We start from the raw sequence: 24,331 nt of genomic DNA on the forward strand, positions 1-24,331 counted from the left end.
TTCAAGCAGAGCCCGCCGTGCTGGTGCCGGCGTCAGTCCCTGATCAAGGCTTCCTCGCCCGCATCTGGCTCGCGTACTGCGCGCGTCGCAACGAAGCCCGGCTGCGCAACCTGGCAACGGACATGGACCCGCACATGCTGGAGGACGTAGGCGCGCCCGATTGGCTGATCAATGAAACGACCCTGCAGCGCGACCTGACCCGCCTGCGCAACGCGGACTATATGCGCTGGTAGGCCCTTCCGGGTCTTTGGTCCCCGCCGCGGCCCCGTCTCCGCTATCTATATAGGGAGGAGACGGGGCCGTGTCGCTGATGCCAGCGTCTATATATATAAGGGGGAAGTCCAGACAGGAGGGGCTCCTATATATAGGAGCCCCTCGCGGATCGCTCGCAAGCATGGAAATAAAGGAGGTCATTTGCTACGGGCGCATGACAGGCCGAAATTCTGTGCTATAGTCTCGCTCCTTCGCAGTTCAAACAGTTTTTTGAGCCGCGAAGCCAAGCAGGTGCAACAGGTCTGGCGGGGTCACCCGGCAAGGCCTGCCGCAGAAAGCGATCAGGAATGAGAGCCCAGCGGTTATTGCAAAGATTGGTGCAAATCAGGCAGAAGCCAGTTGCACAGTCTGCAAAAATTGTGCTATAGTCTTGGTCTTGGCAGCTGCCGAAAACTTAGGGTTTACCCTGACATTTCGATAGCTGCTAAGAAGGTGGCGGTTCAGGGCGAAAGCCCGGGGCTCAAGCCTTCGGCGAGACCTGAAGAGGTCGTAGGCGAGAAAGCGAAGTGAGTTTGAAACAAACGACGCTGACTTGACAAGCGATAAAAACTTCTTCATAATCTCGTTTCTCTGCTGCAACGACAGCGACTTCGCAAAAACGAAGTTAGCCGAAGTTGAGGGGCAGAAGCAGTACAGAATTTAGCAGTACCGCTCTTTAACAATTAAACAACCGATAAGTGTGGGCGCTTGATGCGGGTGCGAGTGACTTCGGTCACAAGCACAATGAAATCAAGTGCTCACTAGAAGTGAAGTACCTTAGACGTCAAGTTTAAGAACATACCTCACTTCCTTTGAGTAGCGACGTATGACCTGGTTTGAATTTATTCAGACCAAGAATACGAAACAAATACAGAGATTAAACTGAAGAGTTTGATCCTGGCTCAGATTGAACGCTAGCGGGATGCCTTACACATGCAAGTCGAACGGCAGCGCGGACTTCGGTCTGGTGGCGAGTGGCGAACGGGTGAGTAATGTATCGGAACGTGCCTAGTAGCGGGGGATAACTACGCGAAAGCGTGGCTAATACCGCATACGCCCTACGGGGGAAAGCAGGGGATCGCAAGACCTTGCACTATTAGAGCGGCCGATATCGGATTAGCTAGTTGGTGGGGTAACGGCTCACCAAGGCGACGATCCGTAGCTGGTTTGAGAGGACGACCAGCCACACTGGGACTGAGACACGGCCCAGACTCCTACGGGAGGCAGCAGTGGGGAATTTTGGACAATGGGGGAAACCCTGATCCAGCCATCCCGCGTGTGCGATGAAGGCCTTCGGGTTGTAAAGCACTTTTGGCAGGAAAGAAACGTCATGGGTTAATACCCCGTGAAACTGACGGTACCTGCAGAATAAGCACCGGCTAACTACGTGCCAGCAGCCGCGGTAATACGTAGGGTGCAAGCGTTAATCGGAATTACTGGGCGTAAAGCGTGCGCAGGCGGTTCGGAAAGAAAGATGTGAAATCCCAGAGCTTAACTTTGGAACTGCATTTTTAACTACCGAGCTAGAGTGTGTCAGAGGGAGGTGGAATTCCGCGTGTAGCAGTGAAATGCGTAGATATGCGGAGGAACACCGATGGCGAAGGCAGCCTCCTGGGATAACACTGACGCTCATGCACGAAAGCGTGGGGAGCAAACAGGATTAGATACCCTGGTAGTCCACGCCCTAAACGATGTCAACTAGCTGTTGGGGCCTTCGGGCCTTGGTAGCGCAGCTAACGCGTGAAGTTGACCGCCTGGGGAGTACGGTCGCAAGATTAAAACTCAAAGGAATTGACGGGGACCCGCACAAGCGGTGGATGATGTGGATTAATTCGATGCAACGCGAAAAACCTTACCTACCCTTGACATGTCTGGAATGCCGAAGAGATTTGGTAGTGCTCGCAAGAGAACCGGAACACAGGTGCTGCATGGCTGTCGTCAGCTCGTGTCGTGAGATGTTGGGTTAAGTCCCGCAACGAGCGCAACCCTTGTCATTAGTTGCTACGAAAGGGCACTCTAATGAGACTGCCGGTGACAAACCGGAGGAAGGTGGGGATGACGTCAAGTCCTCATGGCCCTTATGGGTAGGGCTTCACACGTCATACAATGGTCGGGACAGAGGGTCGCCAACCCGCGAGGGGGAGCCAATCCCAGAAACCCGATCGTAGTCCGGATCGCAGTCTGCAACTCGACTGCGTGAAGTCGGAATCGCTAGTAATCGCGGATCAGCATGTCGCGGTGAATACGTTCCCGGGTCTTGTACACACCGCCCGTCACACCATGGGAGTGGGTTTTACCAGAAGTAGTTAGCCTAACCGTAAGGGGGGCGATTACCACGGTAGGATTCATGACTGGGGTGAAGTCGTAACAAGGTAGCCGTATCGGAAGGTGCGGCTGGATCACCTCCTTTCAGAGCTTAAAGTGCTCGTATTAAGCGTCCACTCTTATCGGTTGTTTTTTGTAGCTGGGATCAGGATCAACCTGGTGCGGCGTAGAAACTAACTCATAGCACTGCTTGCAGTGCTATGAGTTGGGTTTTACTCAACAGCTATATTCGTTCTTTAACAATCTGGAAGAAGCACAACGAAATGTACTTATCAAGTAATCAGCTTGCTGATGAAGATGAGTACGGGTTGTGATTGCATTATTTTTGTTCCAAGTTCTCAAGACTGGGGTGAATAACCCTGGGCTGCTTTGAAACTTATGAACGGCACAAACGCTAATACTCAGGTCCTATAGCCTACAGCGTTATAGGATCAAGCGACTAAGTGCATATGGTGGATGCCTTGGCGATCACAGGCGATGAAGGACGTAGTAGCCTGCGAAAAGCTACGGGGAGCTGGCAAACAAGCTTTGATCCGTAGATATCCGAATGGGGAAACCCACTGCAGCAATGCAGTATCCCTAGCTGAATACATAGGCTAGTGGAAGCGAACCGGGTGAACTGAAACATCTCAGTAGCTCGAGGAAAAGAAATCAACCGAGATTCCGAAAGTAGTGGCGAGCGAAATCGGAAGAGCCTTTACGTTTTAGCATGCAAGATAATCGAAGGGGATGGAAAGCCCCGCCGTAGCAGGTGATAGCCCTGTAGATGAAATTTTGTGTGTGGAACTAAGCGTAAGACAAGTAGGGCGGGACACGTGAAATCCTGTTTGAAGATGGGGGGACCATCCTCCAAGGCTAAATACTCGTGATCGACCGATAGTGAACCAGTACCGTGAGGGAAAGGCGAAAAGAACCCCGGAAGGGGAGTGAAATAGATCCTGAAACCGTATGCATACAAACAGTAGGAGCCTCCTTGTGGGGTGACTGCGTACCTTTTGTATAATGGGTCAGCGACTTACATTCAGTGGCAAGGTTAACCGAATAGGGAAGCCGTAGCGAAAGCGAGTCCGAATAGGGCGAATTAGTCGCTGGGTGTAGACCCGAAACCAGATGATCTATCCATGGCCAGGTTGAAGGCACGGTAACACGTGCTGGAGGACCGAACCCACTAATGTTGAAAAATTAGGGGATGAGCTGTGGATAGGGGTGAAAGGCTAAACAAATCTGGAAATAGCTGGTTCTCTCCGAAAACTATTTAGGTAGTGCCTCAAGTATTACTGCAGGGGGTAGAGCACTGTTATAGCTAGGGGGTCATGGCGACTTACCAAACTATGGCAAACTCCGAATACCTGCAAGTACAGCTTGGGAGACAGAGCACCGGGTGCTAACGTCCGGACTCAAGAGGGAAACAACCCAGACCGCCAGCTAAGGTCCCGAATTATCGCTAAGTGGGAAACGAAGTGGGAAGGCATAGACAGTCAGGAGGTTGGCTTAGAAGCAGCCATCCTTTAAAGAAAGCGTAATAGCTCACTGATCGAGTCGTCCTGCGCGGAAGATGTAACGGGGCTAAGCGATAAACCGAAGCTGCGGGTGTGTACTTTTAGTGCACGCGGTAGGAGAGCGTTCTGTAAGCCTGCGAAGGTGGCTTGTAAAGGCTGCTGGAGGTATCAGAAGTGCGAATGCTGACATGAGTAGCGATAAAGGGGGTGAAAAGCCCCCTCGCCGTAAGTCCAAGGTTTCCTGCGCAACGTTCATCGGCGCAGGGTGAGTCGGCCCCTAAGGCGAGGCAGAGATGCGTAGCTGATGGGAAACTGGTTAATATTCCAGTACCGTCGTACAGTGCGATGGGGGGACGGATCGCGGAAGATCATCAGGGTGTTGGATGTCCCTGTTGCTGCATCGAAGATGGCGCTTAGGCAAATCCGGGCGCGTAAATCAAGGGTGTGACACGAGCGAGCATTGCTTGCGAAGTGATTGGAAGTGGTTCCAAGAAAAGCCTCTAAGCTTCAGCTGTACGAGACCGTACCGCAAACCGACACAGGTGGACGGGATGAATATTCCAAGGCGCTTGAGAGAACTCAGGAGAAGGAACTCGGCAAATTGATACCGTAACTTCGGGAGAAGGTATACCCCGGTAGTGTGAAGCGCCTGCGCGCTTAGCATGATGGGGTCGCAGAGAATCGGTGGCTGCGACTGTTTATTAAAAACACAGCACTCTGCAAAGACGAAAGTCGACGTATAGGGTGTGACGCCTGCCCGGTGCCGGAAGGTTAAGTGATGGGGTGCAAGCTCTTGATCGAAGCCCCGGTAAACGGCGGCCGTAACTATAACGGTCCTAAGGTAGCGAAATTCCTTGTCGGGTAAGTTCCGACCTGCACGAATGGCGTAACGATGGCCACACTGTCTCCTCCTGAGACTCAGCGAAGTTGAAGTGTTTGTGATGATGCAATCTACCCGCGGCTAGACGGAAAGACCCCATGAACCTTTACTGTAGCTTTGCATTGGACTGTGAACCGGCCTGTGTAGGATAGGTGGGAGGCTTTGAAGCGTGGTCGCTAGATCACGTGGAGCCATCCTTGAAATACCACCCTGGTTTGTTTGCGGTTCTAACCTTGGTCCGTTATCCGGATCGGGGACAGTGCATGGTGGGCAGTTTGACTGGGGCGGTCTCCTCCCAAAGTGTAACGGAGGAGTTCGAAGGTACGCTAGGTACGGTCGGAAATCGTGCTGATAGTGCAATGGCATAAGCGTGCTTGACTGTGAGACTGACAAGTCGAACAGGTGCGAAAGCAGGACATAGTGATCCGGTGGTTCTGAATGGAAGGGCCATCGCTCAACGGATAAAAGGTACTCTGGGGATAACAGGCTGATACCGCCCAAGAGTTCATATCGACGGCGGTGTTTGGCACCTCGATGTCGGCTCATCTCATCCTGGGGCTGTAGCCGGTCCCAAGGGTATGGCTGTTCGCCATTTAAAGAGGTACGTGAGCTGGGTTTAAAACGTCGTGAGACAGTTTGGTCCCTATCTGCCGTGGGCGTTGGATACTTGACGGAGCCTGCTCCTAGTACGAGAGGACCGGAGTGGACGTACCTCTGGTGTACCGGTTGTCATGCCAATGGCATTGCCGGGTAGCTAAGTACGGAAGAGATAACCGCTGAAGGCATCTAAGCGGGAAACTCGTCTGAAGATAAGGTATCCCGGGGACTTGATCCCCCTGAAGGGTCGTTCGAGACCAGGACGTTGATAGGTCGGGTGTGGAAGCGCAGTAATGCGTTAAGCTAACCGATACTAATTGCCCGTGAGGCTTGATCCTATAACACTGATGGTTATTGACCTGGTGATATAGCGTTCCAAGTGTCGTTCAATACAAAATCTGGCCGCACCGTCGGCGGCCAGCCAACACCAATTACATCCCACTGTGCGTGATCATCGAGCTAGCCTCTGATCACCCACACGTTGTGTTTCTTCCAAGATTGGAGCTGTTGCCTAACCGCAGCCGCTCAACCAGTTACGCCTGACGACCATAGCAAGGTGGTACCACTCCTTCCCATCCCGAACAGGACAGTGAAACGCCTTTGCGCCGATGATAGTGGACGGACGTCTGTGAAAGTAGGTCATCGTCAGGCTTTTATTCCGCAAAACCCCACAGGTATCCCCTGTGGGGTTTTGTCTTTGCGGCGCCGATCGGGCGCGGCAGCTTGAAGCGCCATACAGAAAACCCCTCGCGGCTTACGCCGCGAGGGGTTTTTATTTGATTAGGCGCTTTATATCGGGCGCCATGGCAGCTGCTTATGGCAGCTGACGACGCAGCGCCTGGAAAAAGAGTTCGGATTGCAGGCGTTCGCTTTGGACCTGGGAGGCGACCTTGGCCGCGAGTTCGGGACTGACGGGAACCAGCGGCCGTCCGGTGGATTGCGCCAGCACCTGCGCGGTACAGGCGCGCTCGAGAAAGAAGAGATCGTCGTAGGCATAGTCCAGGCGTTCGCCACAGACCACGACGCCGTGATTGCCCAGGAACACGATATCCGCGCCCTGCATGGCGTGGGCGATGCGCTCGCCTTCACTGACGTCCAGCGCCAGGCCGTTGTAGTGCTCGTCGATGGCCAGGCGTCCGTGAAAGCGCATCGCGTTTTGCGACAGGGTGGTGTCCAGTCCACGGTCCGAAGTGAGCGTAAGCGCCGTGGCATACGGCATGTGCGTGTGCAGGACGCAGGCCTTGCCGGCGATGCGATGGATAGCGGCATGGATAAACATCGCCGTGGGCTCGACCTCGTGCCGGCCAGCGAGCTTGTTGCCGTGCGCATCGATCAGCACGATGTCGTCCGCCTGCACTTCATGCCACATCAGGCCGCGCGGATTGAGCAGGAAATGATCCGGATCGCCCGGCAGCGCCACGCTGAAGTGGTTGCAGACGCCTTCGCCCAGGCCATGCGCAGCCGCTGCCCGCAGCGCCAGCGCGAGGTCGGCCCGCAATGCGGCGACGGGTTCGGCGTGAAAGAGCGCGTTGGCGAAGCGGGGTTCTTGGTTCATTGCAGCCTTCCAGGATGTAGGGGTGGGAACAGAGGAGTCAGAGCCAGCCGGCCTTGCGGAACAAGTCGGGGACACGATCCAGTGTTGCTACGGTAGCGTCCGGACGATAGTCAGGCAAGGGCTTGCGGCCGGTGCCCCGGTCTATCCATACGCAGCGAAAGCCTATGTCGCGGGCGGCTGCATGGTCCAGGTGGGGGCTGGCGCAAATATGGACGACCTCGTCGGGCGTGACGCCCAGGCTGTCGTGCGCATGGGCGAATATCTTGCGCGAAGGCTTGTAGGCGCCGGCTTGTTCGGCCGTGACGACGCGATCGATATGACCGCCCAGTTGCGCGACGTTGCCGGCGATGATGTCGTCGTCGGTGTTGGAGATGATGCACAGCCGAAAGCCAGCCTGCTTGAGCGCGGCCAGGGTGCCGACGACTTCAGGAAAGGGAGGCATCGCGGAAATGCTGGCGATCAGCATGTCGGCGTCCTCGGGACGGTACGCGAGGCCGAATTCTCCCATGGCCAGGCGCAACGATTCGCGCGTCACGTCGGCGAAGCGGCGATGTGGCGGCGTGCGTTCCAGCCGGTGCTCATGTTCGTCATAGACCGGGAGAAATTGCGCAGGGGTGGGCGTTTGCCGTCTGTCGGGATCCGGATTGGCGTCCAGGATACGGGCCATGGCGGCTTGCAGGCCTTCGTCCCATTGGATGAGTGTGCCGTAGCAGTCGAAGGTGAGCCATTGAGGACGGGGCAGATGATCCAGTGGCATGTCGGTTCCTGGTCGTTGAATGAACCCCCAGCGTAGAGGCCTGGCGGCATAGTTGTAAAATTAATAAATAAACTCAACTCAGTTGATTATTAACTATCGAGGCCTCATGCTGGATCTGGAACTACTCAAGACCCTGGTCTGCGTCGTGGACGAAGGCAGCTTCACGCGCGCCGCGAACCGCGTGCATCGCACGCAGTCGACGGTCAGCCAGCAAGTGCGCAAGCTCGAGCAAAGCGTGGGCAAGACGCTGCTATTGCGGGATCGGGCCGGCGGCAACGTGTCGGCGACCGAGGACGGCGAACTGATGCTGGTCTATGCGCGGCGGCTGCTGGCCATTGCTGGAGAGGCCGAGCATGTGCTGTCGAACCCGCGGGCGGCGCGTGTGCTGCGGCTGGGTGTGCCGGAGGATTTTGACGTGTCCCGGCTGACCGTGTTGCTGGCCGGCTTTGCGGCAAGCCATGCGGACGTGCGCCTGGAGACCATTAGCGGCATGAGCGCCGACCTGCGGGCCGGACTGGCCTCCGGGGACCTGGACCTGGCGCTGGTCAAGCGCGAGCCGGGCGAAGGGCCGTGCCTGGCGGCCTGGCCGGAACGCCTGGTCTGGGTGGGCGCCCTCGATCGGATCCGGAATGCGGCCGTGGTGCCGCTGGTCTTGTTCCCGCAGGGATGCATCTATCGCAAACGGATGATCTACGCCCTGGAAAGCGCCGGCCGGGCGTGGCATATCGCGTATCACAGCCATAGCCTGGCGGGCGTGCAGGCGGCGGTCGCCGCGGGGCTGGGCGTGAGCCTGCTGCCGGCATTCGCGCGGCTGCAGACGCATGCGGAATTGGGCGTGGAGGATGGGTTTGCGGCGGTGCCGCCGACGGAGCTGGCGATCATCGGCAACCCGCGCGCCTTGGGGCCGGTTGAGCAGGACCTTCTGGCGGCGCTGAAACAGGCCATAGGCGAGGACGCCCAGGCCCTCGCGGCGTAACGCCGACGATCAGCTCAGATCGCCATCCACGTAGAACCACTGCCCGCCTTCGCGGACAAAACGGCTGATCTCGTGCATCCGGCTGGCGCGGCCTGCCTGCCGGCTTCTGGCCACGAATTCGACGGTGGCGTGATCGGCGTCCTGAGCGGCCGCTGCCTTGACCTCGAGTCCCAGCCATTTCAGGTCGGCAGGATTGGGCTCGAGTGACGCGGGCCGCGTGCTGGGATGCCAGGTCGCCAGCAGGTATGGCAGCTTCTCCAGCACGAAGGCGCTGTAGCGGGATCGCATGAGGGCTTCGGCGGTGGGCGCCTGCATGGCCAGCGGGCCGTCATGCCAGCGGCCGCAGCAGTCGGGATAGGCGAGGGCGCCGCCACAGGGGCAGGGCGCCTTCGAACTACTGGATTTCTTTGTCACGATGAGTGGCAGGGCGTTCAGGCCCGCAGGTCGTTGTATTCGGGGTGGCGGCGCATATAGACCTCGGCGTAGGAGCACAAGGGGCGGACCTTCCAGCCGTTGGCACGCGCCGCAAGCAGTGCCTGGCGGGTCAGTTCGGCCGCGATGCCGCGCCCGCCGACCACGCTGGGAACACCGGTGTGGGTGATGGTCAGGGTGTTGTCCTGCAATTGGTAGTCCAGTACGCACAGCACGCCGTCTACGGTGGCGGTGAAACGGGAGCGTTCGGGGTCTTGCGTCACGGAAATCATTCGGAAAAATTCCTGAATTGAGGACGGGGTTGCATCCCCGTTGCATGGTTTGCAGGATACCAGCGGCAACGGCGGGCATGGCCTGGAGGCTGGATGGACTTCAGCGTTGCAAGGTCTTGAGCAAGGCGGTGAGCTGAGCGTCGCGCGTCTCCACCAGATCGGCGATGCTGCGATGGCCGGCCTCGGCGTTGACGCCTTCGATCAGGCGCTGCTGCAATTCGGGCGTGACATCGGGCGCGCCCAGATCGTCCCACCACGTTTGCACCGGCCCCAGCAGATGGTGCATGAAGTGCGCCATGCCGCCTTCGCCGCCGCCCAGGTTGAACGTCATGTGCGGGCCGAACAGGGCCCAGCGCAGGCCGGGGCCTTGCGATACCGCGGCGTCGATGTCCGCCACGCTGGCAACGTTTTCGGCGGCCAGGTGGATGGCTTCGCGCCAGAGCGCCGCTTGCAGGCGGTTGGCGATATGGCCCGGCACTTCCTTGTTCAGGCGGATGGGGTATTTGCCCATGCTGCGATAGAACGCGATGCTGCGGTCCATGGTGTCGGCGGATGTCTGGTCGCCGCCCACCACTTCCACCAGCGGGATCAGGTGGGGCGGGTTGAACGGGTGGCCGATGACGAAGCGCGAGGCATGCTGGCAGCGCGATTGCAGTCGGCTCATGATCAGGCCGGACGAGCTGGATGCGACGATGACGTGCGGCGGCAGGATGGCATCCATGCGCTCGAAGAGGTCCGTCTTGAAGTCCTCGCGCTCGGGTGCGTTTTCCTGGACGAAATCCACGCCGGCCAGGGCGGCTTCCAGGTCGGGCTCAAAGCGCAGCGCGTCGGGCGAGGCGCCCGGCTGCACGCGGCCCAGTTCGGTCAGGACCGGCCATGCCGCCTGCACGCGGGCGCGCGTCTGGCCTTCCGCGTGGGCGCCGGGATCGCTGACCACGACTTCCAGGCCGTGGGCAAGGAACAGCGCGGCCCAACTGGCGCCGATGGTGCCCGCGCCGACGATGGCGACGCGGCGGATGGCGGGGGAGTTGGGCGTGGCGGTGCTGGGCATGCGGGTCTCCTGTTCATGGGTGCGGTCTCATTGTGAAGCAAACGCCGGACCGTTGCCACGCCAGCGCGGCCACGGCAAGATGGCGGATCTGTCCCAGACGTTTGGAGCCGTGGATGAATGCGATGCCTGCCCCTGCCGCCGTGCCGTACTTCTGCCAGTGGGAGTCCGCGCATCTGGCCGGCGCGATCATCCGCAAGGAGCTGGATCTGGCCGACGATCCCGCCTGGCGCGCATCGGGCGCGCGGGATATTGACGAGTATGTGCGCTGGGCCAGCCACGTCTGCGGCATGGCCTGCCTGAAGATGGTGTTGGCCGCGGGCGGCGGCCAGGTGTATCCCACGCTGGAACTGGCCCGCCGCAGTCTGCCCTATGGCGCCTATGTCGAGGAGCCGGAGGGCGACATCAAGGGCCTGATCTATGCGCCGTTCGTACGCTACGTCGCCGAAGTCTTCGGCCTGCAGGCCCAGGTGCGCGTAGACCTGCCGGCCTCGGGGCTGCCGGCCTTGATGGCGCAGGCCGAGTACTTCATGGCTTCGGTGCATCCCTGGATACGGTGGCCCGAGAGGGAGCCGCCCAGGAAGGGCGGCCACCTGGTGCTGGTGACGCGTGCGACGCCGGAGGCGGTGACCTTCCACAACCCGTCGGGCGAGCCGGGGACCCAGGCGAATGTCGAATTGCCGCTGGCGGTATTCGACCAGTTCTTCGCCGGGCGTGGCGTGGCCATCCTGGCTGCGGGCTAGGCGCTGTGCCCCGCCAGGTTCAGGCGTTGCGTGCGCGGCGCAGATGGCGCCATGTCAGCGCGACCGCAATCAGATAGTTGATCGCAATCACGCTGTAGGCGGCGGGCAGGCTGGCGTGCCAATCCGGCATCAGGTGCAGGATGGTGCCCATCACCGCGACACCGACCAGCGCGCCGGATTGGCGGTTGGCGTTCAGGGCGGCGGCCGCGCTGTTGGCGTGGCTCTTGCCGGACACCTGCATGACGACGCTGGTCATTGCCGGCACGGCGATCCCGACGCCCAGGTTGGCCAGCGCGACGACGATGGCGAATGGCCAGTACGCGATGTCGGGCGAGAAAGCGAAGATGCCCGCCGCGCTCATCGCGGCCGCGAGCGAGACGCCGCCCAGCAGCGAAGCCGACACATTCCAGCGAGCCGATACGCGGCCGGAGATGAGGTTGCCGATGGAAAAGACCGCCAGCATCGGCACCAGCTGGATGCCGGTCTGCAGCGCATCGGCGCCGCGCGCATGCTGCAGGAAGAGGCTGAGCAGAAACAGCTGCCCGTAGGATGCAAGATTGATCAGAAAGCCCACGCCGTTGGCGGCGGCAAACTGGGTGGTCGCAAAGAGCGCGCGCGGGATGATCGGCTCGGCATGGCGCCGCTCGCGCCGCACCAGCAGGACCACCGCCGCCAGGCACAGGACCGCGGTGCCGGCGATGCGGGCGGACGTCCAGCCGTAGGCATTGCCCTGGATCAGCACGAAGCATAGCGAGGAGAGCGCCACGACCCCCAGCACGTGACTGAGCGGATTGAGCGCGCGCGGACGGCGCGGCGCCGCCTGTATGCGGCGGCGCGCCAGCCACAGGCCGGCCAGCCCCAGCGGGATATTGATGAGAAAGATGCCACGCCAGCCGAACTGGTGGATCAGGACGCCGCCCAGCAGGGGCCCGGACGCGCCCGCGACCGCCACGATCGCCGACCAGGCGGCCAGCATGCGGTTGCGCACCTGTTCGTCGTCGTAGGCGTGGGTAAGCAGGCTCAGGGAACTGGGCATGAACAGCGCGGCGCCCACGCCCTGCAGCATGCGGGCGGCAATCAGGGTGCCGGAATCCGGCGCCAGGCCGCACAGCAGGGACGCTACCGTGAACACGCCCAGGCCGGCCAGGTAGATGGTCTTGGCCCCGTAGCGGTCGGCCAGCGCGCCGGCCACCAGCAGCAGGGCGGCGAAGGTGAGCGTGTAGCCGTCCACGATCCAGACCAGGTCCGTCAGCGGCACGGTGAACTGGATGGCGATGCTGGGCAGCGCCACGTTGACGACAGTGACATCCAGCATGGCCATCACGAATCCGATGGCCAGGGTGACCAGCGGCAGCCAGCCGGCGATGGCGGGCTGGGCATCCAGCGAGGGGGCAGGGGCTTGGTGGCAGGCGGAACGCATGGCGGGGACTTTCAAATCGGCTTGTGAGGGCTGAAGCTTAGGAGGTTTTTCAGATGCAAAAAAGCCAAATAATTGCTTTATAGTCATGCAAAATTGCATCGGTTGGGACGATATGGATTGGGACAATGCCAGGGTCTTCCTGGCGATTCACCGGATAGGCACGCTGCGCGGCGCCGCCGCGCTGCTGCAGATCGACCAGGCCACCGCGGGGCGGCGGCTGGCGGCGCTGGAGTCTTCGCTCGACGCGCGGCTGTTCCTGCGCACGCCCGGCGGCTACGTGCCCACCGCGGCGGGCGAGTTGGCGTTTGCCGCCGCGGAGCGCATGGAGCAGGCCGCCGACCAGCTCCAGCGCCAGATGCAGGGACTGGATCACCGCCTGTCTGGCGTGGTCCGCGTCGCGACCTCCGAAACAGTGGCCAGCTACTTCATCATGGAAGCCATCCGGCGGGTCCATGCGCTGCACCCGGACATCCGGGTGGTGCTCTCCACCTCGATCCAGATCAGCAATCTGACGCGCCGCGAGGCGGACCTGGCGATCCGGAACATCAAGCCCGACAATCCCGACCTGATCCAGCGTCATCTGGCGCGCAAGGAAGTGGGGCTGTACGCGTCGCGCGCGTATCTGGCCGCACACGGCGAACCTCGGCCGGGCACGGCGTTCGCGGGGCACACGCTGGTGACGTATCAGCAATCCGTGCTGCCCGGCTGGTCCGACACCTTTTGCGGCGAACCCACCGGCAATGGCCGCATCGGGGTGGAACTGAATTCCGGCCTGATGATCATCGAGGCGGTGGCGGCCGGACTGGGCATAGGCGAACTGCCCACGCACATGGCGCCGGACTATCCCGACCTGGTGCGCATCTGGCCCGGCCGCAGCGAAGCCTACGACCTGTGGCTGGTGATGCATGGCGATCTGAACCGCACCGCGCGGGTGCGGGCGGTGGCCGACGCGATCGTAGAGGTCTTCGAAGAGGACAAGTAACGGCACAACTGAGGTGATCGGCGGCTTGTGGGCCGGGGCGACAGGCGCTAAGGTTTGCGTGCCCGCAGGAAAACCACGACCTCAGGAGTTGCGCGTGTCCGATCTTTGGCGTTTGTCCGCAGTTGAGCTTGCCGCACTGGTCCGCAAGCGTGAAGTATCCGCAGTCGAGGCCGCGCAAAGCGCGCTGGACCGGCTCGACGCCGTCAATCCCGCCATCAACGCGGTGGTGGACCACCGCCCCGAGGCGGTGCTGGAGCAGGCCGCAGAGGTGGATGCCGCGCTGGCGCGCGGCGAAGCCCCGGGCCTGCTGGCGGGCGTGCCCGTCACCGTCAAGGTCAACGTGGACCAGGCGGGTTTCGCCACCACCAACGGCGTGAGCCTGCAGAAAGACCTGATCGCCGCGGTGAACAGCCCCGTGGTGGACAATCTGCGGCGGGCGGGGGCGGTCATCCTCGGCCGGACCAACACCCCGGCGTTTTCGCTGCGCTGGTTCACCGGCAACGCATTGCACGGCGACACCCTCAATCCGCGCAATCCGGCGCTGACGCCGGGCGGCTCGTCGGGCGGCGCGGCATCCGCGGTGGCCGCGGGCATCGGGCATCTTGCGCATGGCACGGACATCGCCGGGTCGATCCGCTATCCGGCCTACGCTTGCGGCGTACATGGCCTGCGCCCGTCGCTGGGCCGGGTTCCCGCGTATAACGCCGCCTTGCCCGAGCGTTCCATCGGCGGGCAGCTCACGGCCGTGTCGGGTCCCTTGGGCCGCAGCATGGCCGACCTGCGGCTCGGACTGGCGGTGCTGGCGGCCCCGGACCCCCGCGATCCCTGGTGGGCGCCGGCTCCCCTGGTCGGCCCGGACGTGCCCCGGCGGGCCGCGCTGTGCGTGAACCCCGACGGCATGGAAACCGAACCCGCCGTCGTGAAGGCCCTGCAGGAAGCGGCGCGGCGGCTGAGCGAAGCGGGCTGGACGGTGGACACGCTGGATGCGATTCCGCCCATGCAGGAGGCAGCCGATCTTCAGATCCGCATGTGGATGGCGGATGGTTATGACGCCATGCTGGCAGCCGCCGAGAAAGAGGGCGACCGCGGTGCGTTGGTCGCGCTGGCTGGGCAGCGCGACAAGGCCGCGAGCGCGGACCTGAGCAGCTTTTCGGCGGTGCTGACCCGGCGCGCGACGCTGACGCGCATGTGGGAATTGTTCTTCGCCGAATATCCGGTGCTGTTGCTGCCCGTGTCCGCCGAACTGCCGTTTCCCGACAAGCTGGACCTGCAGGGAGACGCCGCCTATGCACGTGTCTGGCGCGCGCAGATGACCCAGATCGGCGTGCCGTTCATGGGCCTTCCCGGCCTGTCCGTCGCCATGGGCAGCGCGATGAGCAGTGCGGGACCCAGCCCGGTCGGCGTGCAGGTGGTGGCGGGGCGCTACCGCGAAGACCTGTGCCTGGCCGTGGGAGAGGTCATCGAGGCGGCAGGCGAACCCATCCGCATTGCCGAGCCCGCGCCGCGCTAACGCGCCGGCAGGCGCGCTGCCGGGTTACTTGCTGAAGCGGACCCGCAGCACGCCGAGGTCGCCATACGCCAGTTCAAGGTCCTTGTTGGCGGGCACGTCCAGAAAGCCGGCATAAGAGCCGGTGATGACGTGCTGGCCGGCAGCGAGGCCCAGGCCTTGTTCGCGCAGGAAATTGGCCAGCCAGTACAGTCCGGCCTTGGGACGGTCGTTCGGGTGGATGCCGGCATGCTGCTCGACCTCGGCGCCATCCACGGAAAGCGTGAGGCTCATGCTGCTTGGCGCGGCGTCCGGCGAAGCGATGCGCGGACCCAGCACCAGCCCATGGTTGAACATGTGGTCGGCCAGGAGCTCTGGCAGGCTGGCGTGTTCCGGGGATGCGTAGCGGCAGCCCAGCACTTCCAGCGCCAGGCGTGCGCCGCCGATGGCGGCATCGATTTCGGCTTCGGTGTAGGCGGTGTCGCGGGCGGGGAGGTCGCGCGCGATCTCGAACGCGATCTCGGGTTCGATGCGCACGATATTGGCGCTGGCGGGGATCGGACCGGCTCCGGCATCGCCGGTGGTGGATGCATAGATGGGAGCCACGACGGTCTTCTCGGGCGAAGGCAGCGCGCTCTTCCAGGCGGCGATGCCGTCCTGCCGGGTCTCGCGCAGCAATTGCGCGGTGCGCTGCTGCACGGCGAATGCCTGGCCCAGGGACTGCGGACGGCAGGCGGCGGGCAGGCGCGGGCCGGCGATGCCGGAATCGCGGGCGGCGATCAGGTAGCGCGCGGCCTCGACACTGCCTGGATAGTCTTCGAATCGGATCTGCATGTTCAAGTCCCCAGGTACAGCATGATCCAAAGGACGATCATGGCGATCAGGCCCAGCCAGCACGACCCCCAGAAACCGACGATGGGCCATTTCAGGGAGAGCGGCGTTTTCTTCGGATCGACGTGGCCCAGCAGGTCATTGGCGTTGCCGATGAGCCAGAAGCGCGTGCCCGGAAACATCAGGCGGAAGAAGTAGTCGAGCATGATCGCTGCCTGGATCGACAGCGGATACTGATGGAAAGGCCGGTGCTGCAGGTACGGATGCTTCAGGGCGGCGTTGATCTGCTTGCTCTTGAAGAAGAACAGCACGATGCCGCTGATCGAGCAGGTGATGAAGCACAGCACGAAGAGGCTGAAGGCCATGGCCATGACAGGTGAATGCATGGGGGATCTCAAGAATGCGCGGCGGGCCGCGTCGGGATGAAAAGAAGCCTGAACGAATATTCTGGCCGTATTGTAGAAGGCTTGGCGCGGCCCCGTGTTCAGGGCCGCGTCAGGGCCGGCGCCCCGGCGCGATGGCGGGGGCGCAGGCAGGCGCGGTTCAGCCGCGGACCTGGCCTTCGCCGCTCAGGACCCACTTCAGCGTGGTCAGGCCTTCCAGGCCCACGGGGCCGCGCGCATGCAGGCGATTCGTGGAGATTCCGATCTCGGCGCCCAGGCCGTACTCGAAGCCGTCCGCGAAGCAGGTGGGAAGGTTGACGTAGACCGAGCTGGAATCGACCTCGCGCTGGAAACGCTGCGCGGCGGACAGGTCTTCCGTGACGATGGCGTCGGTGTGGCCCGACCCCCAGCGCGCGATGTGTTCGATGGCGTCGTCCAGCGTGTCGACGATGCGCACGGCCAGGATGGGGCCGAGGTATTCGGTGGCCCAGTCTTCTTCGGTGGCCGGGGTGGCGTGCGGCAGCAGGGCCAGCGTGCGCGGGCAGCCGCGCAGTTCCACGCCGTGCTCGGTGAAGGCCGCGGCCAGGCTGGGCAGGATGGAGACCGCCGCCACCGCGTCGATCAGCAGCGTCTCCATGGCGCCGCAGATGCCGTAGCGGTAGGTCTTGGCGTTGAAGGCGATGGCGTGCGCCTTGTCCGGGTCGGCGGCCGCGTCGATGTAGATGTGGCAGTTGCCGTCCAGGTGCTTGATCAGGGGCACGCGCGCCTCCTGGGACAGGCGGGCGATCAGGCCCTTGCCGCCTCGCGGCACGATGACGTCGATGTGCTCGGTCATGGTGATGAGCTTGCCGACGGCGGCCCGGTCCGCGGTGGCCACGACCTGCACCGCTTCCTGCGGCAGGCCGGCGGCCGCCAGGCCCATCTGCACGATGCGGCCCAGCGCGATATTGGAGTGCAGCGCTTCGCTGCCGCCGCGCAGGATGGCCGCATTGCCGGATTTCAGGCACAGCGCCGCGGCGTCGATGGTGACGTTGGGGCGGGACTCGTAAATGATGCCGATCACGCCCAGCGGGACGCGCATCTGCGCAACGCGCATGCCGTTGGGCCGCACGGTGGTGGCGGTGATGCTGCCGATGGGGTCGGGCAGGGCGGCGATCTGGCGCAGGCCTTCGGCCATGTGCGCCAGCGTCTTGTCCGACAGGGTCAGGCGGTCAAGCAAGGCCGGCTCCAGGCCGTTGGCGCGCGCGGCGGCAACATCCTTTTCATTGGCGGCTTTCAGCTCGTCGTGGCTGGCGGCCAGGGCGTCGGCCATGGCCAGCAGCGCCTGGTTCTTGGCGGCGCTGTTGGCGCGCATCATGGCGCGCGAGGCGCGGCGGGCATTTTCGCCCAGGATGAGCATGGCTTGTTCGATGGAGGACGAGGACATGGCGGCGTCGATCATGGAGGTGGGGCGGCGTGGGAGCCGCCTGAAGAATCAGTGTATATCCGGCCGGACGGCCGGGCGAAATCCGGTCGGACGACCGGATGGGGGCGAGGCGAAGGCGGCGGCTATGCCGCCTTCACGGTCGTCCGCCGGCGGCGGCGACGCGCAACGCCAGCCGGGTCATTTCTTCCCAGGGATCGGAGAGCCGCCCCGGCACGGACAGGCCTTTGATCAGGCGGTCCACTTCGTGCGCATGCTGCACGGCGGCGGGCCATACGCCCGGCTGGACGCGGCTCAAGGCTTGCAGCGCCAGCCGTTCATGGGCGCCGAAGATGCGCAGGCGGCGCATCAGGCCATTGACGTCCTGACCCAGCGCGCGCGCCTCGGCCACGCGGGCCAGCAGGCGGATCTCTTCGCCGACCGCCCACAGCACCAGCGGCAGTGCTTCGCCTTCGGCGCGCAAGCCGTCGATCATGCGGATGGTGCGGCCGATGTCGCCGGCAAGCATGGCGTCGCGCAGGCCAAAGACGTCGTAGCGGGCCACGTTGAGCACGGCGCGCTCCACGTCTTGCGCCGCCAACTGGCCCTCGGGGTACAGCAGGCCCAGCTTCTGGATTTCCTGGTGGGCGGCCAGCAGGTTGCCTTCCACCTTGTCGGCCATCCATTGCAGGGTGGCGCTGTCGGCGCGCTGGTTCTGCCGCGCCAGGCGCATGCCGACCCAGGCGGGCAGGCGGCCGCGTTCGATATTGGCGATGTCGACCATCATGCCGGCGCGGCTCAAGGCCTGCACCCAGCGGCTTTCGCGGGTGGCCTTGTCCAGCCGGGGCAGGGCGATCAGCACCAGGGTGTCGGAATCCGGCTGTTTCTCGGCCTGGTCGGCCAGCTTGGCCAGGGTGTCGGCGCCGGCCTTGCCCGGCTTGCCGGTGGGGATCTTGATTTCAAGGATGCGGCGGTCGCCGAACAGCGACACGCTCTGGGTCGCGGCGGTGACCGAACTCCAGTCGCTGCGCGCGTCCATCACCATGGACAGGCGTTCCGTGTAGCCCGCGTTGCGCGCCGCGGCGCGCAGCGAGTCCACCGCTTCGGTGACCAGCAGAGGCTCGTCGCCGGACACCGTGTACAGCGGCGCGAGCCGGTTGCCCGGCCGTTGCAGGTGTTCGGCCAGCCGATCCGCGTCCAGGGGTTGTGCCATGGGCTAGCGCACGTTGGTCGGGTCGGTGACGGACGGAGTCTGCCAGGGCGTCGGCACGCGCTGCGGCTGCGGCTCGTTCGGATTGAACAGCGGCGTGTCGGCTTCTTCGCCGCGTTGTTGCGCGGTTTCGAACGCCTTGTGCACGTCCGGCGCCGTGATACGGCGCAGCACGCGCGCCACGAGATCGCGCTGCATGGCCTTGAACAGGGTGTCGATCTGGCCCTGCTTGGCCTGCACGACCTGGTCGTCGTAGGGCATTTCGCGGAAGATGGACAGCGTCGTGTCCGGGACCAGCGGGCGGCCCTGCGCGTCGATCACGCGGAACGTATAGTTGATGCCGAGTTCGTACGATTCGACGCGGCCCTGGGCGTTCAGCGAGACCTCGCGCAAGGTGCGGGAGTCGTTCACCTGCTGCAGGATGGCCTGCGCTTCCTTGGGCGAGTCCACCAGCTTGGTGTTGGGCGAGGCCGCGCGCAGGGCGCGGCGCACGTCGGCGCCGAACTGGGTGGTGTCTGGAATGCCCACGTACATTCTGTCGAACGGCATCGGGGTCACTCCCCGCATCGCGAAGCCGCAAGCGGAGAGCAGCATGAACAGCGCCAGGCAGGCGCCGCGCAGCAGCCAGGATTGGCGGGGGAAGTGCGTTTTTTGCCCGGCGAAGTACATGCTTGACCTCATCAGCCTACGACGTTGACCAGTTTGCCCGGAACCACGATGACGCGCTTGGGCGGACGGCCTTCAAGGAAGCGGGTTACCTCTTCCTGGCTGGCGGCGAGCTTCTCGATGTCTTCCTTGGCTGCCTTGGCGGCCACGCGGATCGAGCCGCGCAGCTTGCCGTTGACCTGGAGCATCAGCTCGATTTCGTCGGCGACGAGCGCGGCTTCGTCCACGTGCGGCCACGGCGCGTCGAGCAGGTCGCCCAGCTCCTTGGCGTAGCCGAGGTCTTGCCACAGGTGCCAGGTGATGTGCGGCACGACCGGGTACAGCACGCGCAGCAGCACGCCCAGGGTTTCCGCATAGGCGGCGTCGGCGGGGGCGCCTTCGGGCAGCTTGGCGTCGTCGATGGCGTTCAGCATCTTCATGCAGGCGGACACGACGGTGTTGTACTGGATGCGCTGGTAGTCGTAGTCGGCCTGCTTGAGCAGCGAGTAGACCTCGCGGCGCAGGTCCTTGACGGCTGCCGGGGCTTGCGTCCAGTCGGCGCCATTGGCCAGGCCGCGCGCCACTGCGTCGCGTTGCGCGTAGCTGATGGACCACAGGCGGCGCAGGAAGCGGTTGGAGCCTTCGACGCCGGAATCGGACCACTCGAGGGTCTGCTCGGGCGGGCTGGCGAACATGACGAACAGGCGGGCCGTGTCGGCGCCCAGGGTGTCGATGAGCGATTGCGGATCGACGCCGTTGTTCTTGGACTTGGACATCGTGCCCACGCCGCCGTAGGTGATGGCGGAGCCGTCCGACTTCAGTTTGGCGCCGGTGATGGCCCCGCGGTCGTCGTAGACGTTTTCGACGTCTTCGGGCCAGAAATATTCAATGCCGCCCTGGGCCGTCTTGCGCGAATAGATGTGGTTGAGCACCATGCCCTGGCACAGCAGCTTGGTGAAGGGCTCGTCGAAGTTGAGCAAGCCCATGTCGCGCATGACCTTGGTCCAGAAGCGGGCGTACAGCAGGTGCAGCACGGCGTGCTCGATGCCGCCGATGTACTGGTCCATCGGCATCCAGTAGTCATTGCGCGCGTCGACCATGGCGGTGTCGTTGCCAGGCGAGGTATAGCGCATGAAGTACCAGGACGAGTCGACGAAGGTGTCCATCGTGTCCGTCTCGCGCCGCGCGGGCTTGCCGCAGCTGGGGCAGGAGCAGGACAGGAAGGCTTCGTTCTTGGCCAGGGGGTTGCCGCTGCCGTCGGGGATCAGGTCATCGGGCAGGACCACGGGCAGGTCTTTCTCGGGCACCGGGACCGGGCCGCAATCCGCGCAGTGGATGATGGGGATCGGGGTGCCCCAGTAGCGCTGGCGGGAAATGCCCCAGTCGCGCAGGCGCCAGGTGGTCTGCTTTTCGCCCAGGCCTTGCGCGCCCAGATCCGCGGCGATGGCGTCCACGGCGTCCTTGTACGAGAGGCCGTCGTACTTGCCGGAGTTGACGGTGCGGCCGGACTGCTTGTCGCCGTACCATTCCTGCCAGGCGGCGGTGGAGTATTCCTTGCCCGCCACGTCCACGACCTGAACGATGGGCAGGTCGTATTTCTTGGCGAAGGCGAAATCGCGCTCGTCGTGCGACGGGACGCCCATGACGGCGCCGTCGCCGTAGGTCATGAGCACGTAGTTGCCGACCCAGACCTCGACCTCGGCGCCCGTGACCGGGTGCGTGACGAACAGGCCGGTGGGCATGCCTTCTTTTTCGCGCGTGGCCATCTCGGCCTCGGTCGTGCCGCCCAGCTTGCACTGTTCAATGAATGCGGCCAGTTGCGGGTTGGAGCGCGCGGCATGCGTGGCCAGGGGATGTTCCGGCGCCACGGCGCAGAAGGTCACTCCCATGATCGTGTCGGCGCGGGTCGTGAAGACGTACAGCTTGCCGTCCTGGATCAGTTGGCCATCCTGGCCGGCGATCTTGTGCGGGAAGGCAAAGCGCAGGCCTTCGGACTTGCCGATCCAGTTTTCCTGCATCAGGCGCACGCGCTCCGGCCAGCCGGGCAGGTCGTTCTGGACGGCGCCCAGCAGTTCGTCGGCGTAATCGGTGATGCGCAGGTAGTAGCCGGGGATCTCGCGCTTTTCGACGAGGGCGCCAGAGCGCCAGCCGCGGCCGTCGATGACCTGTTCATTGGCCAGCACGGTCTGGTCTACCGGATCCCAGTTGACGACCTGGGTCTTGCGGTAGGCCACGCCCTTTTCGAGCATCTTCAGGAACAGCCACTGGTTCCACTTGTAGTACTGCGGATCGCAGGCGCACATTTCGCGCGACCAGTCGATCGCCAGACCCATCGCCTTCATCTGCTTCTTCATGTAGGCGATGTTGTCGTAGGTCCACTTGGCGGGCGGCACCTTGGACTTGATGGCGGCGTTTTCCGCCGGCATGCCGAAGGCATCCCAGCCCATGGGCATCAGGACGTTGTAGCCGCGCATGCGCAACTGGCGGGCCATCATGTCGTTGATGGTGTAGTTGCGCACGTGGCCCATGTGCAGCTTGCCGCTGGGATAGGGCAGCATGGAGCAGGCGTAGAACTTGGGCTTTTCTGAGCCGTCGGGGTTCGTGGCGTGTTCGTGGACCAGATAGACGTCCCGGGCCTGCCAGTCTTGGTGGGCGGCCGCTTCGACGGTAGTGGGGAGGTAGCGTTCCTGCATGGGCTCGTGCACGGTGGCAAAAAAGGGTGAGCCGCCCCATCGCGCCGGAGCGCGGAGGCGGTCAAAACCCCTGATTATAGGAGGTGCTAGGCGCGGGCAGGGGGAGAGGCCGTTTCGGGGATGCGCGCGCTTGGCGCCAGCACGCCATAAGCCAGCGTGATGGCCCCCAGGACGGCGCCCGCGGTGACCACGCCGGGCCAGCCAAAATGGGCGTACAGCCAGGACGATACCAGCGAACCGGACGCTCCGCCGATGAAGTAGCTGGTCATGTATCCGGCGGTCAGGCGGCTGCGGGCTTCGGGCCGCAGGCGGTAGAGCGCGCTGGTATTGGTGACATGCACGCCCTGGATCGCCAGGTCCTGCACCAGGATGCCGGCCAGCAGGGCAATGACCGAGGCCTGCCCGAAGGCCATCAGGCCCCACGATCCCAGGAGCAGCATCAGCCCGACGCGGGTGGCCAGGTTGCCCAGGCCCCGGTCGGCGAGGCGTCCGAAGCGATTGGCGGCATAGGCGCCAGCGGCGCCGGCCAGGCCGAACAGGCCGATGGTCGTGTTGCTGTATTGATAGGGGGGGCTGGCCAGCAGGAAGGTGAGCGGCGTCCACAGCATGCTGAAAGCGGCAAACAGCAAGCCGCCCAGCAGGGAGCGGGCGCGGAACAGGGGTTCCTCGACAAACATGCGCAGGATCGAGCCCAGCAGGCGCGGATAGCTCATTGTGGTGGGGCTGTGGTAGCGGGGCAGCACGCGCCACAGGGCGGCGGACATGACCAGCATCAGGATGGCGGCCACCCAGTACACCGTACGCCAGCTGCCCAGGTCCGCCAGCGCGCCGGCGGCCGTGCGCGCCAGCAGGATCCCCAGCAGCAGCCCGCTCATGACGGTGCCGACCGCCTTGCCCCGTTCATGGGGAGCCGCCAGCGTGGCCGCGAAAGGTACGAGGATCTGGGCCACGACGGACAGCATGCCGGTCAGGGCGGTGCCCACGATCAGGGCGATGATGTTGGTGGCGAAAGCGGAAATCAGCAGTCCGCCCGCGGACAGCAGGCTCATCAGCACGATCAGGGAGCGGCGTTCGAATATGTCGCCCAGCGGCACCAGCAGCATCAGCCCGACCGCGTAGCTCAGCTGTGCGGTGGTGACGATGGCGCCGGCCGCGGCGTTCGAGATCGAGAACTGCTCGCCGATGGTGTGAAGCAGGGGTTGAGCGTAATAGTTGCTGGCGACGGCGAGGCCGGTGGCCACGGACATCAGCAGGATGATCGGCGCGGTCAGTGTCGGCGCGGGAGTGGATTGCGATGCGGAATTCATGAACCTGGAATGAAGAAGGCGAAAGGGGCGGCAGCGGGGGCGTTGGCGTCAGGCGCTGATGCCGCCCGGCGTTTCCTGGTCGTGCCTGATCAGCAGCTTTTTCAAAAGGCCGGCCAATTGCCGGCGCTCGGGGGGCGACAGCGGGTCCAGCAGTTCGTTCAGGTCCTTCAAATAATCCTTGAGCACCAGCTTGATGACGCGCAGCCCTTCAGCGGTGAGCGTCACGATGATGCCGCGCCGGTCCTCGGGATTGGGGGAGCGCATGAGCAGGCCCGCCTGCTCGAGGCGATCGAGACGGTTGGTCATGGCGCCGGAGGTCAGCAGCAGGGCGTCGACCAGCTTCTGCGGGTTCATCGCGTGGGGCGCGCCGCTACGGTAGAGCGTGGCCAGCACGTCGAATTCACCCTGATGGAGCTGGTGGCGGCGAAAGCTGCGGTTCACGTTGCGGGTGGCGAATGCGTTCAAACGAAACACGCGGGCGATGACCGACATGGCCGCGAAGTCCTGGCTGGGACATTCGTTGCTCCATTGCGATATCACTTGATCGACGAGGTCATTCATGGGGCGGGATTATATTTCGATGTGAAGTTTCTTAACGTTAAGATAAATTCTAGCAGCGAGCCCGGCAATGCGCAA

19 protein-coding genes and 3 rRNA genes are annotated in these 24,331 nt (G+C 63.3%); 8 read left to right on the forward strand and 14 right to left on the reverse strand.

All coding sequences use genetic code 11. The features are described 5' to 3' along the window. Positions 1–17: 17 nt before the first annotated feature. The 4 genes from HLG70_RS00005 to rrf all read left to right on the forward strand — a co-directional run bounded on the left by HLG70_RS00005 (position 18) and on the right by rrf (position 6,204). Positions 18–233 carry an isoleucyl-tRNA synthetase gene (locus HLG70_RS00005; RefSeq protein WP_213697149.1) on the forward strand — a complete coding sequence of 72 codons (216 nt, stop codon included), beginning with the start codon at positions 18–20 and terminating at the stop codon, positions 231–233. Between the two features lie 898 nt (positions 234–1,131). Further along, a 16S ribosomal RNA gene (locus tag HLG70_RS00010) occupies positions 1,132–2,662 on the forward strand. A gap of 344 nt (positions 2,663–3,006) precedes the next feature. Continuing rightward, a 23S ribosomal RNA gene (locus HLG70_RS00015) occupies positions 3,007–5,891 on the forward strand. A 200-nt stretch (positions 5,892–6,091) separates the two neighbouring features. Then, positions 6,092–6,204, forward strand: a 5S ribosomal RNA gene (gene rrf / locus HLG70_RS00020). The 16S, 23S and 5S rRNA genes sit together here, the layout of an rRNA operon. A 163-nt stretch (positions 6,205–6,367) precedes the next feature. Here rrf and HLG70_RS00025 read toward each other — a convergent pair. Both HLG70_RS00025 and HLG70_RS00030 read right to left on the reverse strand, forming a co-directional pair. Continuing rightward, positions 6,368–7,108 (reverse strand): aldolase, encoded by a 741-nt coding sequence (locus HLG70_RS00025; protein ID WP_171667688.1) that lies wholly within the window; start codon positions 7,106–7,108, stop codon positions 6,368–6,370. A 37-nt stretch (positions 7,109–7,145) separates the two neighbouring features. Next, positions 7,146–7,865, reverse strand: coding sequence for a haloacid dehalogenase type II (locus HLG70_RS00030; RefSeq protein ID WP_171667689.1), 720 nt, complete (start codon positions 7,863–7,865; stop codon positions 7,146–7,148). Between the two features lie 106 nt (positions 7,866–7,971). Here HLG70_RS00030 and HLG70_RS00035 point away from each other — a divergent pair, with 106 nt between their 5' ends. Continuing rightward, on the forward strand, positions 7,972–8,841 hold the full coding sequence (locus HLG70_RS00035; RefSeq protein WP_171667690.1) for a LysR substrate-binding domain-containing protein: 870 nt from the start codon (positions 7,972–7,974) through the stop codon (positions 8,839–8,841). 9 nt (positions 8,842–8,850) lie between these two features. On the opposite strand, the gene HLG70_RS00040 is transcribed toward HLG70_RS00035, so the two are convergent. The 3 genes from HLG70_RS00040 to HLG70_RS00050 form a co-directional block, all read right to left on the reverse strand. After that, on the reverse strand, positions 8,851–9,255 hold the full coding sequence (locus tag HLG70_RS00040) for a YchJ family protein (protein WP_171667691.1): 405 nt from the start codon (positions 9,253–9,255) through the stop codon (positions 8,851–8,853). Between the two features lie 17 nt (positions 9,256–9,272). Then, complete coding sequence (locus HLG70_RS00045) at positions 9,273–9,545, reverse strand: GNAT family N-acetyltransferase (RefSeq protein ID WP_171667692.1); 273 nt, start codon at positions 9,543–9,545, stop codon at positions 9,273–9,275. A gap of 100 nt (positions 9,546–9,645) precedes the next feature. Next, a complete protein-coding gene (locus HLG70_RS00050) occupies positions 9,646–10,596 on the reverse strand; it encodes a 3-hydroxyacyl-CoA dehydrogenase NAD-binding domain-containing protein (RefSeq protein WP_171667693.1) in 951 nt (316 codons plus the stop codon). 113 nt (positions 10,597–10,709) lie between these two features. On the opposite strand from HLG70_RS00050, the gene HLG70_RS00055 reads away from it, so the two are divergent. Continuing rightward, the gene (locus HLG70_RS00055; RefSeq protein WP_171667694.1) at positions 10,710–11,336 is read left to right on the forward strand and encodes a hypothetical protein; all 627 of its coding nucleotides are present in this window, start codon (positions 10,710–10,712) and stop codon (positions 11,334–11,336) included. A 19-nt stretch (positions 11,337–11,355) separates the two neighbouring features. Here the strand turns inward: HLG70_RS00055 and HLG70_RS00060 are convergent, their stop codons facing one another. Continuing rightward, positions 11,356–12,756 (reverse strand): MFS transporter, encoded by a 1,401-nt coding sequence (locus HLG70_RS00060; protein WP_171667695.1) that lies wholly within the window; start codon positions 12,754–12,756, stop codon positions 11,356–11,358. Positions 12,757–12,868: 112 nt separating this feature from the next. On the opposite strand from HLG70_RS00060, the gene HLG70_RS00065 reads away from it, so the two are divergent. Both HLG70_RS00065 and HLG70_RS00070 read left to right on the forward strand, forming a co-directional pair. Further along, positions 12,869–13,738: a LysR family transcriptional regulator gene (locus HLG70_RS00065; protein WP_171667696.1), complete on the forward strand. Its 870-nt coding sequence runs from the start codon at positions 12,869–12,871 to the stop codon at positions 13,736–13,738. Between the two features lie 94 nt (positions 13,739–13,832). Then, positions 13,833–15,248 (forward strand): amidase family protein, encoded by a 1,416-nt coding sequence (locus HLG70_RS00070; RefSeq protein ID WP_171667697.1) that lies wholly within the window; start codon positions 13,833–13,835, stop codon positions 15,246–15,248. Between the two features lie 24 nt (positions 15,249–15,272). Here the strand turns inward: HLG70_RS00070 and HLG70_RS00075 are convergent, their stop codons facing one another. From HLG70_RS00075 to HLG70_RS00110, 8 genes are all read right to left on the reverse strand, one after another. Next, positions 15,273–16,058: a 2-keto-4-pentenoate hydratase gene (locus HLG70_RS00075; protein WP_171667698.1), complete on the reverse strand. Its 786-nt coding sequence runs from the start codon at positions 16,056–16,058 to the stop codon at positions 15,273–15,275. 2 nt (positions 16,059–16,060) lie between these two features. Beyond that, positions 16,061–16,441: a hypothetical protein gene (locus tag HLG70_RS00080; protein ID WP_171667699.1), complete on the reverse strand. Its 381-nt coding sequence runs from the start codon at positions 16,439–16,441 to the stop codon at positions 16,061–16,063. A gap of 157 nt (positions 16,442–16,598) precedes the next feature. Further along, entirely contained in the window at positions 16,599–17,879 is a 1,281-nt protein-coding gene (locus HLG70_RS00085; RefSeq protein WP_171667700.1) for a glutamate-5-semialdehyde dehydrogenase, read from the reverse strand. A gap of 118 nt (positions 17,880–17,997) precedes the next feature. Continuing rightward, a complete protein-coding gene (holA, locus tag HLG70_RS00090; RefSeq protein ID WP_171667701.1) occupies positions 17,998–19,053 on the reverse strand; it encodes a DNA polymerase III subunit delta in 1,056 nt (351 codons plus the stop codon). 3 nt (positions 19,054–19,056) lie between these two features. After that, a complete protein-coding gene (gene lptE, locus HLG70_RS00095; RefSeq protein ID WP_171667702.1) occupies positions 19,057–19,719 on the reverse strand; it encodes an LPS assembly lipoprotein LptE in 663 nt (220 codons plus the stop codon). 11 nt (positions 19,720–19,730) lie between these two features. Next, entirely contained in the window at positions 19,731–22,388 is a 2,658-nt protein-coding gene (gene leuS / locus HLG70_RS00100) for a leucine--tRNA ligase (protein WP_171667703.1), read from the reverse strand. Positions 22,389–22,474: 86 nt separating this feature from the next. Continuing rightward, entirely contained in the window at positions 22,475–23,695 is a 1,221-nt protein-coding gene (locus tag HLG70_RS00105) for an MFS transporter (protein ID WP_171667704.1), read from the reverse strand. A 48-nt stretch (positions 23,696–23,743) separates the two neighbouring features. Then, positions 23,744–24,256, reverse strand: a complete 513-nt coding sequence (locus HLG70_RS00110; RefSeq protein WP_171667705.1) for a MarR family winged helix-turn-helix transcriptional regulator — start codon at positions 24,254–24,256, stop codon at positions 23,744–23,746. Positions 24,257–24,331: the final 75 nt, after the last annotated feature.

The sequence above is a fragment of the Achromobacter deleyi genome (assembly GCF_013116765.2).
Taxonomy (GTDB): Bacteria; Pseudomonadota; Gammaproteobacteria; order Burkholderiales; family Burkholderiaceae_B; genus Achromobacter; species Achromobacter deleyi_A.